Source organism: uncultured Caldilinea sp. (assembly GCF_937128415.1).
GTDB lineage: Bacteria > Chloroflexota > Anaerolineae > Caldilineales > Caldilineaceae > Caldilinea.
Genome location: NZ_CAKZMJ010000077.1, coordinates 1 through 16,627 on the forward strand (window position 1 = coordinate 1; position 16,627 = coordinate 16,627).

The window sequence follows — 16,627 nt, forward strand, 5'->3', positions numbered from 1 at the left end:
GATCCGGGCATCGGCAAGAGCACGCTGCTGCTTCAGATGGCGGCGGATGTTGCGCGACACGTGGGAACGGTCCTCTACGTCTCCGCCGAGGAGAGCGCACACCAGATCGGCCGCCGTGCGGCGCGGCTGGGCATTCGCGATGAGCGGCTGATGGTGCTCTCTGAAATCGTCGTCGAGGCGATCATCGAGCATATCGAAAATCTGAAACCGGCGCTCGTCATCGTGGACTCGGTGCAGGCCATCTATTCGGGCAACGGCGCCAGCGCGGCGGGCACGGTCAGCCAGGTGCGCGATTGCGCGGCTGCACTGCTGCGCGTCGGCAAGACGCAGAACATCCCAGTCTTTCTCGTGGGGCATGTCACCAAAGAAGGCGCTATTGCCGGCCCGCGCGTGTTGGAGCATATGGTCGATGTAGTCTTGCAGCTGGAAGGCGAACGTTTTCACGCCTTCCGGCTATTGCGCTCGATCAAAAATCGCTTCGGCAGCACCAACGAGGTGGGCGTCTTCGAGATGAACGAGCAGGGCATGCAGGAGGTGCGCAACCCGTCGGAGCTATTTTTGGCGGAGCGTCTGCCTAACGCGGCGGGGAGCGCCATCGCCGTTTCGATGGAAGGCACGCGTCCGCTGCTGGTGGAGGTGCAGGCGCTCTGCAGCACAACTGCGTTCAGCATGCCGAGGCGCACGGCCAACGGCGTCGACGTCAACCGCCTTCTGCTGCTGGTCGCCGTGCTCTCTAAACGCGTCGGCATGGACCTCAGCAATCAGGACATCTTCGTCAACGTCGTGGGGGGCATGCACATCGACGAACCGGCGGCGGACCTGGCGATTGCCATCGCCATTGCCAGCAGCTTCCGCAATCGACCGGTGCATGCCGACCTGGCCCTGATGGGCGAAGTCGGCCTGAGCGGGGAGCTGCGCAGCGTCGGTCAGCTGGGCCGGCGGCTGCACGAGGCGGCCAAGCTGGGCTTCACGCGCGCGCTCACCCCGCGCAGCGCGCTGCAACGACAAAGCAGCGAACGTCTGCCTTCTGGCATCGAGGTGATCGGCGTGCGCACGCTGCACGACGCGCTCGACGTGGCGCTGTTGCGATAGCGTCTAGCGTTTCTCCCCGGAATAGAGCGGAAGTTCCTCCAGAAAGTGCGCGGCCTGTGCGCGGACGGCGACGCGCTCCTCCGGCGTCAGATGTTTCAAGCCGAGCACGGCCGGCCCCAAGCGCGGGTTGGCGCGCAGCGTCTCCTCATGCTCGAGCAGAAAGTTCCAGTAGAGAAAATTGTAGGGGCAGGCGTTCTCGCCGGCGCGCAGCTTCGGGTTGAAACGACAGTCGGTGCAATAGTCGCTCATCTTGTGGATGTAATTGGCCGAGGCGATGTAGGGCTTGGTGGCGGTCTGTCCGCCGTCGGCGTTCATGCCCATGCCGATCACGTTCGGCGAAACCACCCACTCGTAGGCGTCCACGTAGAAGCTTAAAAACCACTCGTTGACGGCGGCCGGATCGACGCCGGCCAACATGCAAAAGTTGCAGATCACCATCAACCGTTCGATGTGATGACAGTAGCCGAGGTCAAGAACGCGGGAGACCACGTGGCGCAGACAATTCATCGGCGTGTCGGCGTCCCAGAAAAGGCGGGGCATGGCGCGCGTATGTCCCCAGCAGTTGGCCGTAAGCAATCCAGGCATCTGCCGCCAGTATTGCCAGTAGATGTACTCGCGCCAGCCGACGATCTGGCGGATGAAGCCTTCGACGGAAGCCGGGGGGGCGTGGCCGCTGTGGTATGCCTGCTCTGCGCGCTGCGCCATGTCGAGCGGGTCAAGCAGGCCGATGTTCATGTAGGGGGAGAGCATCGAATGGAAGAGCACGGCGCTGGAGCGGCTCATGGCGTCCTCGTAGGGGCCGAAGTTGGGCAGCCGATGAAGCAGGAAATCCTCGAACGCCTTTTGCGCTTCATCGCGGGTCACCGCCAGGTCGAAGCCGTCGACGCGCCCGACGCCCTGCGGCAGCGCAGCCACCTCCTGCATCACCTTCGCCGTGATTGCGTCCGGAGGAAAGCGAAGGGGTGCAGGAATGAAGAGGCCCCGCCGCGGCAACGGCTTGCGATTCTCGCGATCGAAATTCCAGGCGCCGCCCACCGGCTCCCCGTGCGCGTCGAGCAGCAAGCCCCAACGCCGGCGCATCGCCCGGTAGAAGGTCTCCAGGATAACTTTCTTGTCGGGGTCAGGAAAAGGATCGTAGCGACCGCAGAGAAACTGCGTGTTCGGCAACACATCGACCGGTGCGCCGAGCAGCTCGGCGAGGTGGGTCTGCTGAAACTGCCGCCCGCGATATTCGGCGGCGGCCATGGTCAGCAGTCGCGCAGGTCGATGCGCTTCCACGTGTCGGCGCAACCCTTCGAGCGCGGTCGGCGCGCGCACGTAATCGACCGTATAGCCGAGGCTGCGCAGCTCCTCGGCGTAATGACGCATGGCGCTGATCAGCAGCACCAGCTTTTTGCGATGATAAGGCAGCCGGGCCTTGCGCTGTTCGCTTTCGATGAGCAGCACGCGAATCCGGCTGCGCTCGACCAGCCTTTCGGCGGCGAGCAGGGCCGGATGGCCGCGCAGCAGCTGATCGCCGAGAATCCAGACGGAAAGAGGAGCCATGCCAGTAGCATAATTGCGAGCGTGTGGCTCCTCCGTAAGCTTTCATCTCAACCGCAAGCGGGATCGACCCGTTCTCCTGATTCAACCACTCCTGGTCACCGCCAGTCCGGCGTCGATCCACGCCTGCACGCCGCCTTCCAAAATCTGCACGTTGGTGAAGCCCATGTCGTGCAACAGCTTGCCGCCCAATGCGCCCAGCGGCCCCAGGCCGCAGGTGGTCACGATAGGGCGATCGTGGTCGGCCAGCCGTGGGTCGCGCCAGTCCTCCGGCGCAGTGTGGTCGGCCATGTAGGTCAGTGCACCGTAGGAGAGGTTGACCGCGCCGGGGATCGTCCCGGTCTGCACGATCTCGGCGGCGTCGCGCACGTCGATGACCAGTAGCTCCGGCTCCCTCTTCAAGCGGCGTTGCAGATCGGCGGCTTTGATAGTGGGCACGGCCTGATAGGCTTCCTCGGCCATGCCCTGAAAGGTCTTGACCGGCGGCGGCCACGGCGGCAGCGCGCCGAGCTGTTGCAGCAGGCTCAACCCATCGACCAGGATGCGGCTGTCGACCAGCTTGCCATCGACGACGTGGTCGATCGTCCAGGCCGCCACCTGGACGCGACGGTTGGTGGCCGGGATGCCGAGAAATTCTCCGCGCTGCGTCCCGCGCCAGGTCGAGCGCGCCATGACATACTCCCCCTCGGCGACCATATCCTCGTTCACCCACTCCAGGTCAGGGAAGGCCGGGAAAAAGGATTCGGCGAAGAAGCGTTTGAGCCCTTCCGCCCCCGGCCCCTGACCGGGCAAGGGATCATGCTCCACATAGTCGGGCGGGAAGAGTTCATCCATGACGGCGAGATTCTTCTCGTTGAGCACCTCTTTGACGAAACGGCGAATGACGGCTTTGGTTTCGGTGATGGACATATGCACCTCCTGATGTGCAAAATCGACGAGACTGCTTGGAAATATTGAGAATCATCGTAGGTCGCCGCTGCTGGCGTGACGAAACGGCGTGAACGTAGACGTCCCGCCCAAGGCGTGACCTACGAAATGCCATGACCATCAGGAATTTCGGCGCCAACCGCAGGCGGCAGGCCGAACTGTTGCCGCGATAGGTCGCACGCCTGATGTCGATCCATACACGCGTCAGCGCTGGCGCGTCTTCTATGCAAGCGCGGTGAATGTGCTCCGCGTCCTTCATGCACCTATCACGATAAATGGCGACCAATAGCGCTCTGCTCCTGCACCTCCAACAGGGAATAATTCCGCCGGCGCTTCACGGCTGTGGGTCGGAACACCCGCTTCTCTGTCAAGAAATGAGAGTTGAGCTTGCCGAAGCGCTTGAGCAGGTTCAAGGCCGCTGAAAAGCCCCTGATAAAATGCGATCATGAGATCCGCCGTATGCGCGTCGTCCACAGGCCACAGGCTCACCACCGCCGCGCTCGCTCCACAGGCGAGGAGGCCCCGACTGACGCCGAGCACGTCGTCTCCGCTGGTGCGAGCGCCCTCTCCGGTGCTGCATGCGCTGGCGACGATCAGGCGGCATCGACTCTCGACCGCAATGAGGTCGATGACCGTCAGTTGCTCTCCATCGGACAGAAGGAAAGCCGAAAACAGCGGCGCTTCCGGGCAAAATCTGGCGTGGGTGGCCAGGTGGACGATGTCGGCGGTGCGCAGCGCATCGAGCACGGCGTCTCGCGTCACCTGCGAACCACAGCGGAGAAGGTGCGCGCGGTCGCCGGCAAGTGTTACAATCTCTTGCGCCTCGCGCTCTGCATGCCGCAGAGAACTGACTGTAACCGTCTCTCCCGTCGGCGAAGTCCACCGCGCATCACTCGGATTGCCGAATGCGGCGATCGCAGCGTTTTGGAAGTTTATCGATTTTCTGCCGATCAGGTCAGGGAAGACGCCCAAGGTGGGGAGAACCGAACAGGCATGGGTGGCGACGAGCGCTCGACCGCGCCACAGAAGGGCCGCAAATGGAAGCGCCCGAAGCGGGCCGCTGGGAACAAGCAGCAGGCGCCCGTTGGCGTCGAGCCCGTTGGCGTCGAGGATGTCATCCGCCCACCCCAGCAGCGCTTCTGAAAGCGAAGCAAGGCGAGCTTCGCCGGCAAGCGCGCCGAAGCGGCAGGAGGTTCGCACAGCGGCGACGTGATCCGCCAACTCAGAAGCCGAAAGCCCCAGCCGTTGCACCCACAGACGATCGTGCGTCAACGCCCATCCGAACACGTCGTTCTCGAACAGCTCATAGCCGAGGATGGCGGCGCCTGGCTCAAGTTCTCGTTGCACGTCGGCCACAACGTCAACGTCAGGTCTGACCGGCGAGCGCAGTAGCGCAGCGCCCGGCCTGTAAAAGAAACTGTAGAGGTCGGGCGCAGCCTGTCGCAGTCGGGTCTTGGCTTCTCTCCTCGCCGCCTCGGCTGCGCTCAACTTTTCTTCCGCAGCGCGCAGCTTCAGACCTGGCTCCGCCTCGACAAGCATGCGGGAAAAGAGGTCGCTCCATTGAAACGCTTCGGCCTCGGCGGCCCAGCATCGACGAATCGCAGGCAGGCGCAACAGAACAGAAACCGGAGCGCGCGTGATGGTGTGCAAAATTTCCGCCAGCAATGGGTCGCGACCGAGATCACCCAGGGACAACCCGAGCCGCCAACCTCTTTCGTCATCGGTGTGCGCCAGCGCGGCGGCTGCCGCGATCTGCGTCAACGAGAAGCCGACTTCGCCGCCGAAATTCAAGCGCAGCACAGTGTCGTCCAGCCTCCGTCGCCGTTGCAATAGCTCCTCGACGCCTTCCAACGCAACGTTCAAGGCGCCCGCAAAGTGACCTGCGGCGAACAAAGTGCGGGCCAGCAGAGCGGTCTCCCACAGGCTGCGCATGCGGCGAGCGCCCTCCAGTTGGGCAAAAAGCCAGAGCGCCTCTTCATGTGCGCCGCAGGCCGCCAGGAACACGGCGAGAACGCCGGCGCGCGCTTGGGCGCGAAGTCCCGCCACCGACGCTGCGGTGATCTTCGCGGTCTCGACGCTGTTCAGCTCCTTGTCGCTCAACAGCGCGGCGTGCGCTTCCCGAAGCACTGCGACGGCCTTCGCATCCTGGCCGTCCACATGATGGCCGAGGGCAATGAGAAGCGGGGCAAAGGGCAGCTCGCCGACCTGGGCGGTCAAGTCGCCCGCCGGAGGGCGCTGCAAACGTTCGATCACCGCTGCGAAGCGCACGATCCACGGCGTCCAATCGGCGACTTCATCTCTGACGAGGCGACAATAGGCGTTCAATAGCTCGGCGACTTCTGTATGGCTCATGAGGAGGCTCCAGGCAGAATATTCAGGTCGAGCAGACTCTGTTGCGTACGCGCAAAGGCGGCGCGACCGGAGGACCAGGCCAGCAGCATCGCGCCGGTTTGCGCCACGCGTTGGCGCAGGCGCACCCACGCCCCGAGTTGCCCCGGCGCAGAGGGCTTCATCGCGGTGAGCGCATCGATGTAGCCGTCGAAGGCGCGTTGCATGGCCGGAATCCCCTGGGACGACTCCCAACCAGACGCCAGCAGATCGGCCTCTTCTGCGACGGCGTCTGCATTTGCCACCGGCGCCTGTAGCCCATCGAAGAGCGCGGCGGCGAGTTGGGTTGCTTTGATGGCGGCGGCGAGTTCGCCTCGTCGGCGCCACCTGCGCCCGGCTGCGAGAAACAGATACCCCAATCCCAATGCATACGAAAAGCTGCCGCTTTTCATTCCCCATTCCCCGATGCTATGCGCTTTTTGAAGCTGAAACTCCTCGAATGGGTAATTCTGCTCGAGGGCGCAGATCAGCGACCGGCACTGCACAAGTTGCTGCCCGGCTTCATCGCCGGCGCGCTGAAAGGCGGACTGCGCCTCCACCAGATGGCGAATCTCGAATGTCGCCGGCATGTCGGCCGGCTTCGCCCGCATTGTCCGACTCGCGGCGAGCGCCAACGCTGCGCCGACGCCGATCCGCCACCTGTGGGTTTCAAAGAGGCTGCGCGCTCTGCTTTTGCCTTCAAAGACCGCAGTCCAGTCCTCCGGGGGGTTAGGCGACGTCCCTTCCTCCAGCGCGTCCAAAACGCTGCGACTCATCGATTGAATATCGCCTGCAAAGAGGTCGAGCGCCTCCGGCGTCGTCCGGGCCGTGGCGTCCAGATCGTCGATCAGCAGGGCAAAGAGTCCTTCGCCGATTGGGCGCCCCATCTCCCGACAAGCCGCAATTCCTTTCATGGCGAATTGTCGAGCGGCGCCTTTCTCATCGACAAGGCGGAGCATCAGAGCATGGACGAGCATCACTCCAAGCGCAATCACCGGGGATAGCTCCCCCGATTGCAGTCGCTCCGCCGCCTGCGCCATGCGACGAAAAAGCGGCTTCGATTCCTCCGGCGCCGAAGCAGACGCCAGTTCATTCACCAATGGGGCGATTTGGGTGACAAACCAGACTTCCTGCTCAACAGAAGCCGGCAGCGCGGGCAATTGTCGGCGCCAGAAATCTCGCTCGACGGCCCACTCCAGCAAAGACCACCTGCGCTCCACTTCGAGCGGCGACGAACCCGGGCTCCACTCCCGACACGCGCCAAAATCGGCGAACTCCGCCAGTCGGCGATAGCCGCCTGCCAGTGCGCGGTCATCGACCCCGGTGGCGGCGCCTTCGGCCCGGGAGAAGGCCTCGCGCGCCCGTTTCACCTGACCGGCGCACAGCAACACCTTGCCGAGCATGAGGAGGTCGTTGGGAGCCTCCGAATCTTTGAGGTCGGCTTCTGCAGCGGCGAGGTCAGCCTCATATTCATGCGGCAATAAGAAGCGCAGGATGGAACTCACATAAGGGCCAAAGATCATGCCGCCTCCACCGTTGAAGCATTCAAGGAGGCGCCCTGCGCCCGCGGCGTCGGGCTGAGGTTGAAGTCAAAAACTCGCACGTCATAGCGACCTCCATCCGGCCGGCTCGCCGGAATCTCGCGCGTCGTTCCCTGGCGCATGCTGGCGAGCAGCGCTTCAAGCGGCGTTCGGTGACCACGCGTCGAGTCCCGCGGCGTTTCAAAGCTCTGAAAATCGTTCCAATCTTCGGCGAGGATGACGAGGATCGACTCGCGGCGCGCTTCGGTCGTCGGGACTTCTTCGGGCCAGGTGAGCGGACCTAGCCCTTCGAGGACTCCGAAGCGTTCGCCAAGCGTGTAGCCGGCGCCCGGAGCGATCTTGCGCCCCGTTGGAGTCGCCGCCGTGAGCAATGTGACCGCTCCTCTCACCCCAATGTCGAAGATCGCCGCGTAGAGATCGACGTCCGTTTTGTTCTCAATGGTGACGTATACAAAATCGCCGACGTGCAGCGTCTCTCCGGCGCTGAGTGGAACCGGTTTCCCGTTGACGACGCGGCCCCAGCGCACGGCTGCAACGGTCGGCGGAAGTCCGCCCGCTTGCAGGTCTCGCAGCGCCAGCGCCTTCGCCCAACGCTCCAGCCGTGCGCGCGTGTTCTGCCGTCCTCCAGCATCATTGGGCTCCGAGTGTGCGATCTGCCCTTTGTTGTCATCGAACAAGGTCAATCGCTGATTTTCGACGACCACTTCAAAATCGTTCGGCCCGTCTGCGACCAACTCCAGAAAACGGCTGGTTTGAAGCGTCTGCAGCAAGGGAGCGATGCTCTTGGCGTCTCCACGAACGGAGACTCTGGCGCAGGGAAAAGGAAGGGTGCGCGGAATCGCCAATGTCCCAGCTTGAGGCGGTTGCGCTTGTGAAGCCACGTGCAGAGCGACGCGCGAAACGTTGCCCATAATCTCGACAACGGTGGCTTCCGCCGCCGAACCTGCTTCGAGATCGGTTGCACCCAGCGGCAGAACGTCGAAAACAGCGCCAGGGCGGGCGCCCAGCAGGCGCCCTGCGCGCAGCGACGGCCGGCCATCGTCATAGAAGAAGACCACGGCGTCGGAACGGGGGGCGAGCACAGTGGAAAAGAGCAGCCGATCGGCGGGGCCTTCCACTTCAGGCCTTTGTTCCATGGCCTGGTTCATCACCAGCTCTCGCACGCGCAGCGCCAGCGTTCGCCACGCAAGAGGCGCATCGCCGCACTCTTCCAGTGCAAGCTGGAGCGCGCGGGTCAGCAGTCCCATCCTGATCAGCTCACCGTTCCTTGGCAGGAGGGCCTCGTAAGCCGAGCGATCGGCTTGGGTGGCCGCCAGACGCACTGCATCTGGGTTGCTTTCGACATGCACTTGAGAAAGATCGAGCGAGTGCTGAGCCAGGAACTCGTCGACGCCGTCCGCCCACGCGCGCGGGAGAGCTCGGGGCGTCAACGCGCTCGGCTCGGCGGCTCGCGACATCTGGGCGGCGTGGCAGCAATCGAGGATGACGGTTACATTTTTCGTGCGCGCCGTAAGCTCCGCCATCAGCGCAGACAATTCGACATGGAGGATGCCTCGGAAGCCTCCGCCGGCTCCCCAGTCGGTCGGAACGATGCATTGCAGATGCTTCGGCTGGTTCGGGCGCCTCGTCGGGTTGACGGCAAAGGCGCCGTGGCCTGAGTAATAGACGACGGCGGCATCGTCTGCTCTGGAGTCGGCAATCAGCCTGCGATAGCCGTCGAGGATTCCGTCGCGGCTTGCGTCGCTTCCAATGCGACGATCGACGGCGAAGCCATAACGGCCCAAAATCATTTTCATCGCTTCGACGTCGTTATGGACGCCGGTCAGTCCAAGAATTTGGCTTCCGAGCACCAACGCGCGGCGTTTCATATCTCCCCCAGACAAACTTCAATCCGGTGGTTTCGGTCGATGAGGACAAGATAGCACGAAAGGGGTTGCATTTTTTGCCTTTTCTTGTCAAAAAAGGACGCTCTGCCCGCAACGGTTTGATGTATAATGAATTCATCACGCGGGGCGTTCACCGGTGATTGAGGAGCGATGCGTGGCTGCTTCCCACGATCCTTTCATCACCTTTTCCACCTGTGGGGAGCTGCTGAAGTTCCTGCGTCGTCGCGCTCACCTTTCATTGCGCGAACTTTCAATCCAAATTGGCTATAGCGAATCTCACCTGAGCCGCATCGAAAACAACGAACGAACGGTGGATCGCACCAGCTTGCTGGCGCGCTTCGTCCCCGCTCTGCACCTGCAACATGAACCTGAAATCGTTGCACGCTTGCTGGCGCTGTGCGACCAACAGGTGGAGCCTCCTCCATCTGCAATGCCCCTGTCTCCTGACCATGGGCCGCCCCTCCCCTCCCCGCCGCCTGCAGAAGAATCTGCCATGCCTTCTCAATTGGCGTCATTTATCGGTCGCGTCGAGGAGATCGTCGAGGTGTGCAAGCTGTTGCAAGACCAAAATGTGCGGCTGCTCACCCTGACCGGCGCCGGCGGATGCGGCAAGACGCGGCTGGCGCTGCGCGTGGGCGAGGAGATGGCGCCTTTCTACCCCGACGGCGTACAAATCGTGGAACTGGCGGCGCTGGTCGAACCGCATCTGTTGCCGACCGTATTGGCGACAACCGTAGGGCTGAGCAAAGTTAGCGACAGCGCAGCACTACTCGATTTCCTCCGGCCATCTCAACAGCTATTCATTCTGGACAACTGCGAGCATCTGGTGAACGCCGTCGCAGAACTGGCGGTCGCGCTGCTCCTGGCCTGTCCACGCCTGCAAATTTTGACCACCAGCCGGGAAGCACTGGCCGTTCCTGGGGAATTCGTCTATCGCATCCAGCCGCTGGCGTTGCCCACCATGCAAGCCGGCATGACGCCGTCGGCCATCGCGCTGCTGCAATATGACGCCATTCGGCTCTTTGTAGAACGCGCACGGGCTGCGTCGCACGCGTTCAGATTGACCGACCAGAATGCAGCCGCAGTGGCGAGCATCTGTCACCGCCTGGATGGCATGCCGCTTTGCATTGAGCTGGCGGCGGCGTGGGTTGCAGTCCTTACGCCGGAACAGATCGCTGCACGGTTGGAGCACGATTTTTCCTTGCTCGCAAGCGCCGGTCGCCGTCCGACGCTGCGACACCAGACCTTACAGGCCGCAATCGATTGGAGTTATCGTCTGCTCGCCGAACCCGAACGCACTTTGCTCCGTCGTCTCTCTGTTTTTCGGGGTGGATGGACTCTTGAAGCCGCAGAGGCGATCGCCGCCGACGAGGAGGGCGTTCAAGGCATGATTGCGCCCCATCAGGTGCTGATGCTGCTCAGACGCCTGATCAACAAATCCCTCGTCGTAGTGGAGAGCTCCCCTGAAAGCGGCGCGCGGTATCGACTCTTGGAGCCGGTGCGTGAAGTGCTGCATGCAAAATTGTCGGCGTCAGGAGAAGCGCCGGCGTTGCAGCGGCGTCATCTGGGCTATTATGCCCGCTTGGCGGAGGCGGCGGAGCTTGAACTGTCTGGAGCCAATCAACCGGCGTGGCTGGAGCGGCTGGAAACAGAGCACGACAACCTGCGCGCCGCCCTGAAATGGGGATGCGAGCAGAGGGGCGAACCGGCGCAAAAAGCGGCGCATCTGGCGGCGCGCATCTGGCGCTTCTGGTTGGTGCGCGGCCATTATGCGGAAGGACGCCACTGGTTGGAGCAGGCGTTGTCCGACGGTCATCCCTCGGATACGGTGCGCTTGCGCCTGTTGTATGGCGCAGGCGTGTTGGCGCGCCTCCAGATCGATCTGAATGCTGCGCGGCGCTTCGCCGAAGAACAACTGCATCTTGCCAGGCGCCTGGACGACAGGCAGGGAATCGCCGACGGCTATGGCGTGCTGGGCTGGATCGAAGAGTTCCTCGGCAACTATCAGACGGCGTTGAACTGTTTCACCGAACGGCTGACGCTTTCCAGAGCCTTGAACAATTCGCGTGGGATCGCCTATGCGTTGCGCGGGTTAGGCGAGACGGCAACGTCGCTGGGTCGCTACGGCGAAGCCGAAGCATGGCTGCATGAAGCGTTGACGATCTTTTTGCAACTGGGCGATCAACGGTACGTTGCACAAATATGGAACGATCTGGGCGTGTTGGCGCATCATGCGAACAGGCCGGGCATCGCCGCACCCTATTTTCAACTCAGCCTGGCCGTCCACCGCCGCCTCGATGACAAACACGGCGTTGCGATGACGCTGCTCCATTTATCGAGGTGCGCTGCACTGCAACAAGACATTCCAGGCGCCGTCGCATATCACGACGCAGCGACGCAACAGGTCCGCGGCGCAGCCGACAGGCTTCTCCAGGCTGCGCTGTGGTCAAACCAGGCGCGACTGGCTTTTGAGAATGGGAACTGCGATGAGGCGGACGTTGCCGCTGCGCAGGCGTTGCGGCTCCGCCGCGAGCTGAACCACCGCCCTGGCGTCGTGGAAGACCTCGAACAGTGCGCAGCGACGGCGCTTGCCAGGCGCCATGCCACGCGCGCCGTCTGCCTGTGGAGCGCAGCGGAACATTTCCGCACTCTCATGCAAATGCCCTTGCCCTTGAGCGACCAGACGCTTCATGCACAACGGCTCGCCCTCGCCCACAGCCAGCTTACGCAGGCAGAATTTCTCGCAGCCTGGCAGGCGGGCGGCGCAATGTCCTGGGAGCAAGCCACGATGTACGCCATCGGAGAATGAGCGGCGCCTCCTTCTCACTCCCCCTTCTCCGCAGCGAACAAAGCGTTTTAGACGAAACTCCGGTTGCGTGGCCGTTCTCACCTTTCTCGCTGCAAGCCGCAATATGTATAATGAACCTTTGGCGCAATCGCCGATAGATTGTCTAAGCGCAAGGGTCGGAACCCAGGCCTTGCAAAGAACGTCTGTAAACGATGACTTTTGGTTCAAAACGGTTCTCGATGGAACCTCGAAATGGCAGGTTTCACACGATGATTCACAACATGCGCTTTCCCACCTGGGCGTGGTGGTTGATCGGCGCCATCACAATCCTGGCCGCCGCCATTTTAATCTTCTCCGTGGTGCTCGGCGTCCGCGCCGGTCAACAACAGGTGGAGACGCAACGCCGCCAGCAGATCGGCATCGCCCTGCAACGCGCCACCGACTTTCAGGCGGACGGCGACCTGCGCGCAGCGCTGGCGGAGTACCAGAAAGTCCTGATCCTGGACGCCGACAACCCCGTGGCGCAGGAGGGCGTCCAGAGGTTGCTGGCGCTGTTGGGAGGCGATGCAGCGGCGACGCCGGACGCTCTCGCCGCAGCGGAAGAGGCGACGGCGACGCCGGCCGTCACCCAGGCAACGAACAATTCGCCGATCGCGCCGACGGCGGCGCCCACCCCCTCCGCTGAGTTGGTCGCCGCATGGGAAAGCGCCCAGCGCGCCGCTCGCGCCGGCCGCTGGCAGGAGACGCTCAACCAGCTTTTGCAAATTCAACAGAGCGACCCCGCGTTCAAGCCGGACGAGATGCAGGAGATGCTCTTCAACGCCTACGTCAACCTGGCGTTGGAAAAGGACAACGCCGAAGCCCTGGAAGAAGCGGTGGCGCTGTACGACAAAGCCCTAGCGCTGCGCCCCAGCGCCGTCGACGTGCGTCGCGAGCGCGATCTGATCGCGCAATATCTCGAGGTTCTGGCCGACGCAGGCGTCGATCCGGCGGCGACGATCCGACGGCTGCAGATGATTTATGCGATCGACCCTGACTATCGCGATGTCGAGGAGCGACTCCATCAGGCGCATGTACGCTACGCGGATCGTCTCGCCGACGACGAGGCCTGGTGCAGAGCGCAGGATGAGTACAACGCCGCGCTGATGATCGCCTCCTCCCCGGCGATCGTGGCGAAACGCGACGCGGCGCAGACGCAATGCCAGCTCGCCGCCGCAGCGGAGATGAGCGGAGCGGTCGCAGGTGCGGCGATGCCGGAGGCTTCAAACACCGTTCGCGCCGCAGTCTCAACGTCCGGCGGCCCGGCGGTCGGCCGCATCCTCTATTCCGCCGTCGATCCGATCTCGGGGCGCAGCCAGGTGCTGAGCCTTGCAGTGGGGAAAGAGGAGACGGCGCAGGTGCTTCTGCAAGATGCAGCGCAGCCGGCGTTGCGCAAGGACGGGGGACGCCTGGCGTTTCGCAACCTGCGCAGCGACCAAATGGGCATCAGCGGCTACGACCCAGGCGCCGATCTGTTGATTCGCTTCAGCACTTTCGTCGAAGACATGCTTCCCAGTTGGAACCCGCAAGGCAACCAAATTGTCTTTGCCAGCAATCGGGAAGGAGATCGTCGCTGGCGCATCTATACGATGTGGGCGGAGGAAAACAACAACGGCCGCATGCTCACCTACGGCGAGTCGCCCAACTGGCACCCTGCGACCGATCAAATCGTGTATCGCGGCTGCGATGAATCCGGCAACCGCTGCGGCTTGTGGACGATCTCCGCCGACGGCTCCAATGCTGCGCAGCTCACCGCCACACCCGCCGATGACCGTCCGGTCTGGGCGCCGAGCGGAGCGTTCGTGGCGTTTATGAGCAACGCCCGCGACGGCAACTTTGAAATCTACCGCGTGGACGTCACCTCACGCGAGGTGACGCGGCTCACCAACCACCCTGGCATGGACATCCTGCCCACCGTCAGCCCGGATGGACGCTGGATCGCCTTCGTCAGCAACCGCGATGGAAGCTGGAAAATCTACGCCGTGCCCAGCACCGGCGGCGAAACATATCTGATCGCTCCTGTCGTCGGCGACATCAGCCGCTTCTTCGAGCACGGCCTGCACTGGACAAACTGAGCTAGACCCTAAAACGCGACGCCCTCATGAGCACCGAGCCTGTCAACGGCGAGCGCCCCGCCTTCATCCCACGGCCTGCGCAGCAGCAGATTCTCGAATACACCGGCGGGCCGATGGGCGTCAGCGCGGTGCCGGGCAGCGGCAAGACCTTCACCCTCAGCCTGCTGGCGGCGCGCCTGGTCGAACGGCTGGCCGCCGAAGGCAGGCTCGACGACCGCGAAGTGCTGGTCGTCACCTTCACCAACAGCGCGGTCGCCAATTTTCGGGCGCGCATCGGCAGGTTTCTACGGCAGGAGCGCGGGCTGTTGCCGGGCGTCGGCTATCGCGTGCGCACGCTGCACGGGCTGGCGCATGACATCGTGCGCGAGCGCCCCGGCCTGGTGGGGTTGAGCGAAGAGTTCGAGATTATCGACGAACGCACCGCCGCCGAGATCAAACGCGAGGCCGTGGTCGCCTACCTGCGCACCCACCCGGACGCCTTTGCGCCTTTCATCAAGCCGGAGCTGCTGCAGAATCCGCGACGCATCGAAAGCGCCCTGTTGGAAGACGCCATCGAGCTTGCCGACGTCGTGATCCGCGTCGCCAAAGAGCTGGCGACAAGCCCGGGCGAGCTGCGCACCCGGCTGGGGCGACAATCCGACTTCTTTCCCTTGCTTGACTTCGGCCTCTACGTCTACGCCGCATACGAACGCAGCCTTCAAGTGCGCGGGGCGGTCGATTTCGATGACCTGATCATGCTGGCGCTGCAAGCGCTGCGCGCCGACGAAGGTTACCTGGAGCGGCTCCAACAACGCTGGCCCTACATTCTGGAAGACGAAGCGCAGGATTCCAGCCTGGCGCAGGAGAAGATGTTGCGTCTGCTCACCGCAGCGCACGGCAACTGGGTGCGCGTGGGCGATCCCAACCAGGCCATCAACACCACCTTCACCAGCGCGGACAGCCGATTTCTACAGCGCTTCCTGCGCGAGCACCCGGAGCAGGCGCGCGCGTTGCCCAATTCCGGCCGCAGCGCCCTGCCCATCATCGAGGTGGCCAATGAACTGATCCGATGGTCACAGACGGCGCATCCCACCTTGAAAGGCGATCTGGCGCTGAGCTATCCGCTCATCGAGCCGACGCCGCCCGGCGATCCGCAGCCCAATCCTCCGCCCGGCAAGCCGCCGGTTCATTTTTACGAAAAGGCGCTCTCGCCCGATGAAGAGCTGGATATCATCGTGCGCAGCGTCAAGCGATGGGTGGCGGAAAACCCGGACAAGACGGTGGCGGTGCTGGCGCCGGACAACCGCCGCGGGGATGTCCTCGTGAACGCATTGCGCCAGGAGGGCCTGACCATCGACGACGACCTCCTGCGCACCAATTCGGGCACGCGCGCCACGGCGAAACGGCTGGCGACGGTGGTCGGCTACATCGCCGACCCGCAGTCGGCGCAGCTGCTGCGGCGCGTGTGGGAGGAGGTCTGGTATCCTCAGTGGGCGGCGCGACGCATGCAGACCGAGGGGAACGGCGCAGCATTGGCCGGCCGGGAGGCGCTGCCGGAGCCGGTGCGCGTCTTTGGGCAGGCGCTGGGCAAGCTGCGCGAGGCGGAGGCGTTCGTCTTTCCCGACCAACGCGACTTTCTCAACGAGCTTGGGTGGCTGGAGGATATGGAGCGCTTCCGTGGGCTGCTTCAGGAATTTCGCAATGACCTGCAACGCTGGAGCCGCGCCGTGGTGCTGCCGGTCGATGAGCTGCTGCTGACCGTGGGCAACGACCTTTTCACCGAGCCGGCCGACCTGGCGGTGACCCATCGCCTGGCGGTGCTGCTCGCCCGACTGGCCGCAGAAAATCCGGGCTGGCGCTTGCCGGACCTGGTCGGCGAGCTGGAGAACATTGCGCAGAATCGACGCCGCCTGCTGGGCTTCACCGAGGACGGCCAGGGGTACACGGCCAGGCCGGGCGTGGTGACGGTGGCGACGATGCACGCCGCCAAAGGGTTGGAATGGGATCGCGTCTACTTGACGGCGGTCAACGCCTTCAGCTTCCCCAGCGGGCTGCCGGAGGATCAATATCGCAGCGAGCGCTGGTATGTGCGCGACCAGATCAACCTGGCTGCGGAGCTGGAGGCGCAGCTGCGTCACCTGCACATGGGCTCGCTTGACGAGTATCTGCCCGGCCGCGCCACCGAGCAGGCGCGGCTCGACCTGGCGGCGGAGCGGCTGCGGCTGTTCTATGTCGGCATTACGCGCGCGCGGCGAGAGCTGATTGTGACGTATAATACAGGGCGTCGCCACGACACCGAACCCCTGCCGCCGGCGCTGGCCTTCGCCGTGCTGGCGGAGTTCGTCCGGTCGAGGGGATGGACGTGATCTCGTTGTTTCAGGTCTCTCCGGC

Annotated in this window: 9 protein-coding genes; 4 read left to right on the forward strand and 5 right to left on the reverse strand. The window is 63.6% G+C overall.

Annotated features, from left to right (window positions below; genetic code table 11):
• On the forward strand, positions 1-1,092 hold a 1,092-nt coding region (gene radA / locus Q0367_RS14555; RefSeq protein WP_298983108.1), incomplete at its 5' end, for a DNA repair protein RadA.
• A gap of 3 nt (positions 1,093-1,095) precedes the next feature.
• Here the strand turns inward: radA and Q0367_RS14560 are convergent.
• From Q0367_RS14560 to Q0367_RS14580, 5 genes are all read right to left on the reverse strand, one after another.
• Positions 1,096-2,637 carry a cryptochrome/photolyase family protein gene (locus Q0367_RS14560; protein WP_298983110.1) on the reverse strand — a complete coding sequence of 514 codons (1,542 nt, stop codon included), beginning with the start codon at positions 2,635-2,637 and terminating at the stop codon, positions 1,096-1,098.
• An 81-nt stretch (positions 2,638-2,718) separates the two neighbouring features.
• Complete coding sequence (locus Q0367_RS14565) at positions 2,719-3,543, reverse strand: ester cyclase (RefSeq protein ID WP_298983112.1); 825 nt, start codon at positions 3,541-3,543, stop codon at positions 2,719-2,721.
• Between the two features lie 273 nt (positions 3,544-3,816).
• A complete protein-coding gene (locus tag Q0367_RS14570; RefSeq protein WP_297637543.1) occupies positions 3,817-5,913 on the reverse strand; it encodes a CHAT domain-containing protein in 2,097 nt (698 codons plus the stop codon).
• On the reverse strand, positions 5,910-7,451 hold the full coding sequence (locus Q0367_RS14575) for a hypothetical protein (RefSeq protein WP_297637546.1): 1,542 nt from the start codon (positions 7,449-7,451) through the stop codon (positions 5,910-5,912). Before Q0367_RS14575 ends, Q0367_RS14570 begins: the two co-directional genes overlap by 4 nt.
• Positions 7,448-9,337 carry a caspase family protein gene (locus Q0367_RS14580; RefSeq protein ID WP_298983115.1) on the reverse strand — a complete coding sequence of 630 codons (1,890 nt, stop codon included), beginning with the start codon at positions 9,335-9,337 and terminating at the stop codon, positions 7,448-7,450. Before Q0367_RS14580 ends, Q0367_RS14575 begins: the two co-directional genes overlap by 4 nt.
• 172 nt (positions 9,338-9,509) lie before the next feature.
• Here Q0367_RS14580 and Q0367_RS14585 point away from each other — a divergent pair, with 172 nt between their 5' ends.
• The 3 genes from Q0367_RS14585 to Q0367_RS14595 all read left to right on the forward strand — a co-directional run bounded on the left by Q0367_RS14585 (position 9,510) and on the right by Q0367_RS14595 (position 16,602).
• On the forward strand, positions 9,510-12,164 hold the full coding sequence (locus tag Q0367_RS14585; protein WP_298983117.1) for a tetratricopeptide repeat protein: 2,655 nt from the start codon (positions 9,510-9,512) through the stop codon (positions 12,162-12,164).
• Positions 12,165-12,412: 248 nt separating this feature from the next.
• Positions 12,413-14,257, forward strand: coding sequence for a hypothetical protein (locus tag Q0367_RS14590; protein ID WP_298983119.1), 1,845 nt, complete (start codon positions 12,413-12,415; stop codon positions 14,255-14,257).
• A gap of 26 nt (positions 14,258-14,283) precedes the next feature.
• Complete coding sequence (locus Q0367_RS14595) at positions 14,284-16,602, forward strand: ATP-dependent helicase (protein WP_298983121.1); 2,319 nt, start codon at positions 14,284-14,286, stop codon at positions 16,600-16,602.
• Positions 16,603-16,627: the final 25 nt, after the last annotated feature.

Excerpts from the sequence above, each read along its gene's own strand:
- Q0367_RS14560 (WP_298983110.1), bottom strand. The coding sequence starts at position 2,637 with ATGGCTCCTCTTTCCGTCTGGATTCTCGGCGATCAGCTGCTGCGCGGC.
- Q0367_RS14565 (WP_298983112.1), bottom strand. The coding sequence starts at position 3,543 with ATGTCCATCACCGAAACCAAAGCCGTCATTCGCCGTTTCGTCAAAGAG.
- Q0367_RS14570 (WP_297637543.1), bottom strand. The coding sequence starts at position 5,913 with ATGAGCCATACAGAAGTCGCCGAGCTATTGAACGCCTATTGTCGCCTC.
- Q0367_RS14575 (WP_297637546.1), bottom strand. The coding sequence starts at position 7,451 with ATGATCTTTGGCCCTTATGTGAGTTCCATCCTGCGCTTCTTATTGCCG.
- Q0367_RS14580 (WP_298983115.1), bottom strand. The coding sequence starts at position 9,337 with ATGAAACGCCGCGCGTTGGTGCTCGGAAGCCAAATTCTTGGACTGACC.
- Q0367_RS14590 (WP_298983119.1), top strand. The coding sequence starts at position 12,413 with ATGATTCACAACATGCGCTTTCCCACCTGGGCGTGGTGGTTGATCGGC.
- Q0367_RS14595 (WP_298983121.1), top strand. The coding sequence starts at position 14,284 with ATGAGCACCGAGCCTGTCAACGGCGAGCGCCCCGCCTTCATCCCACGG.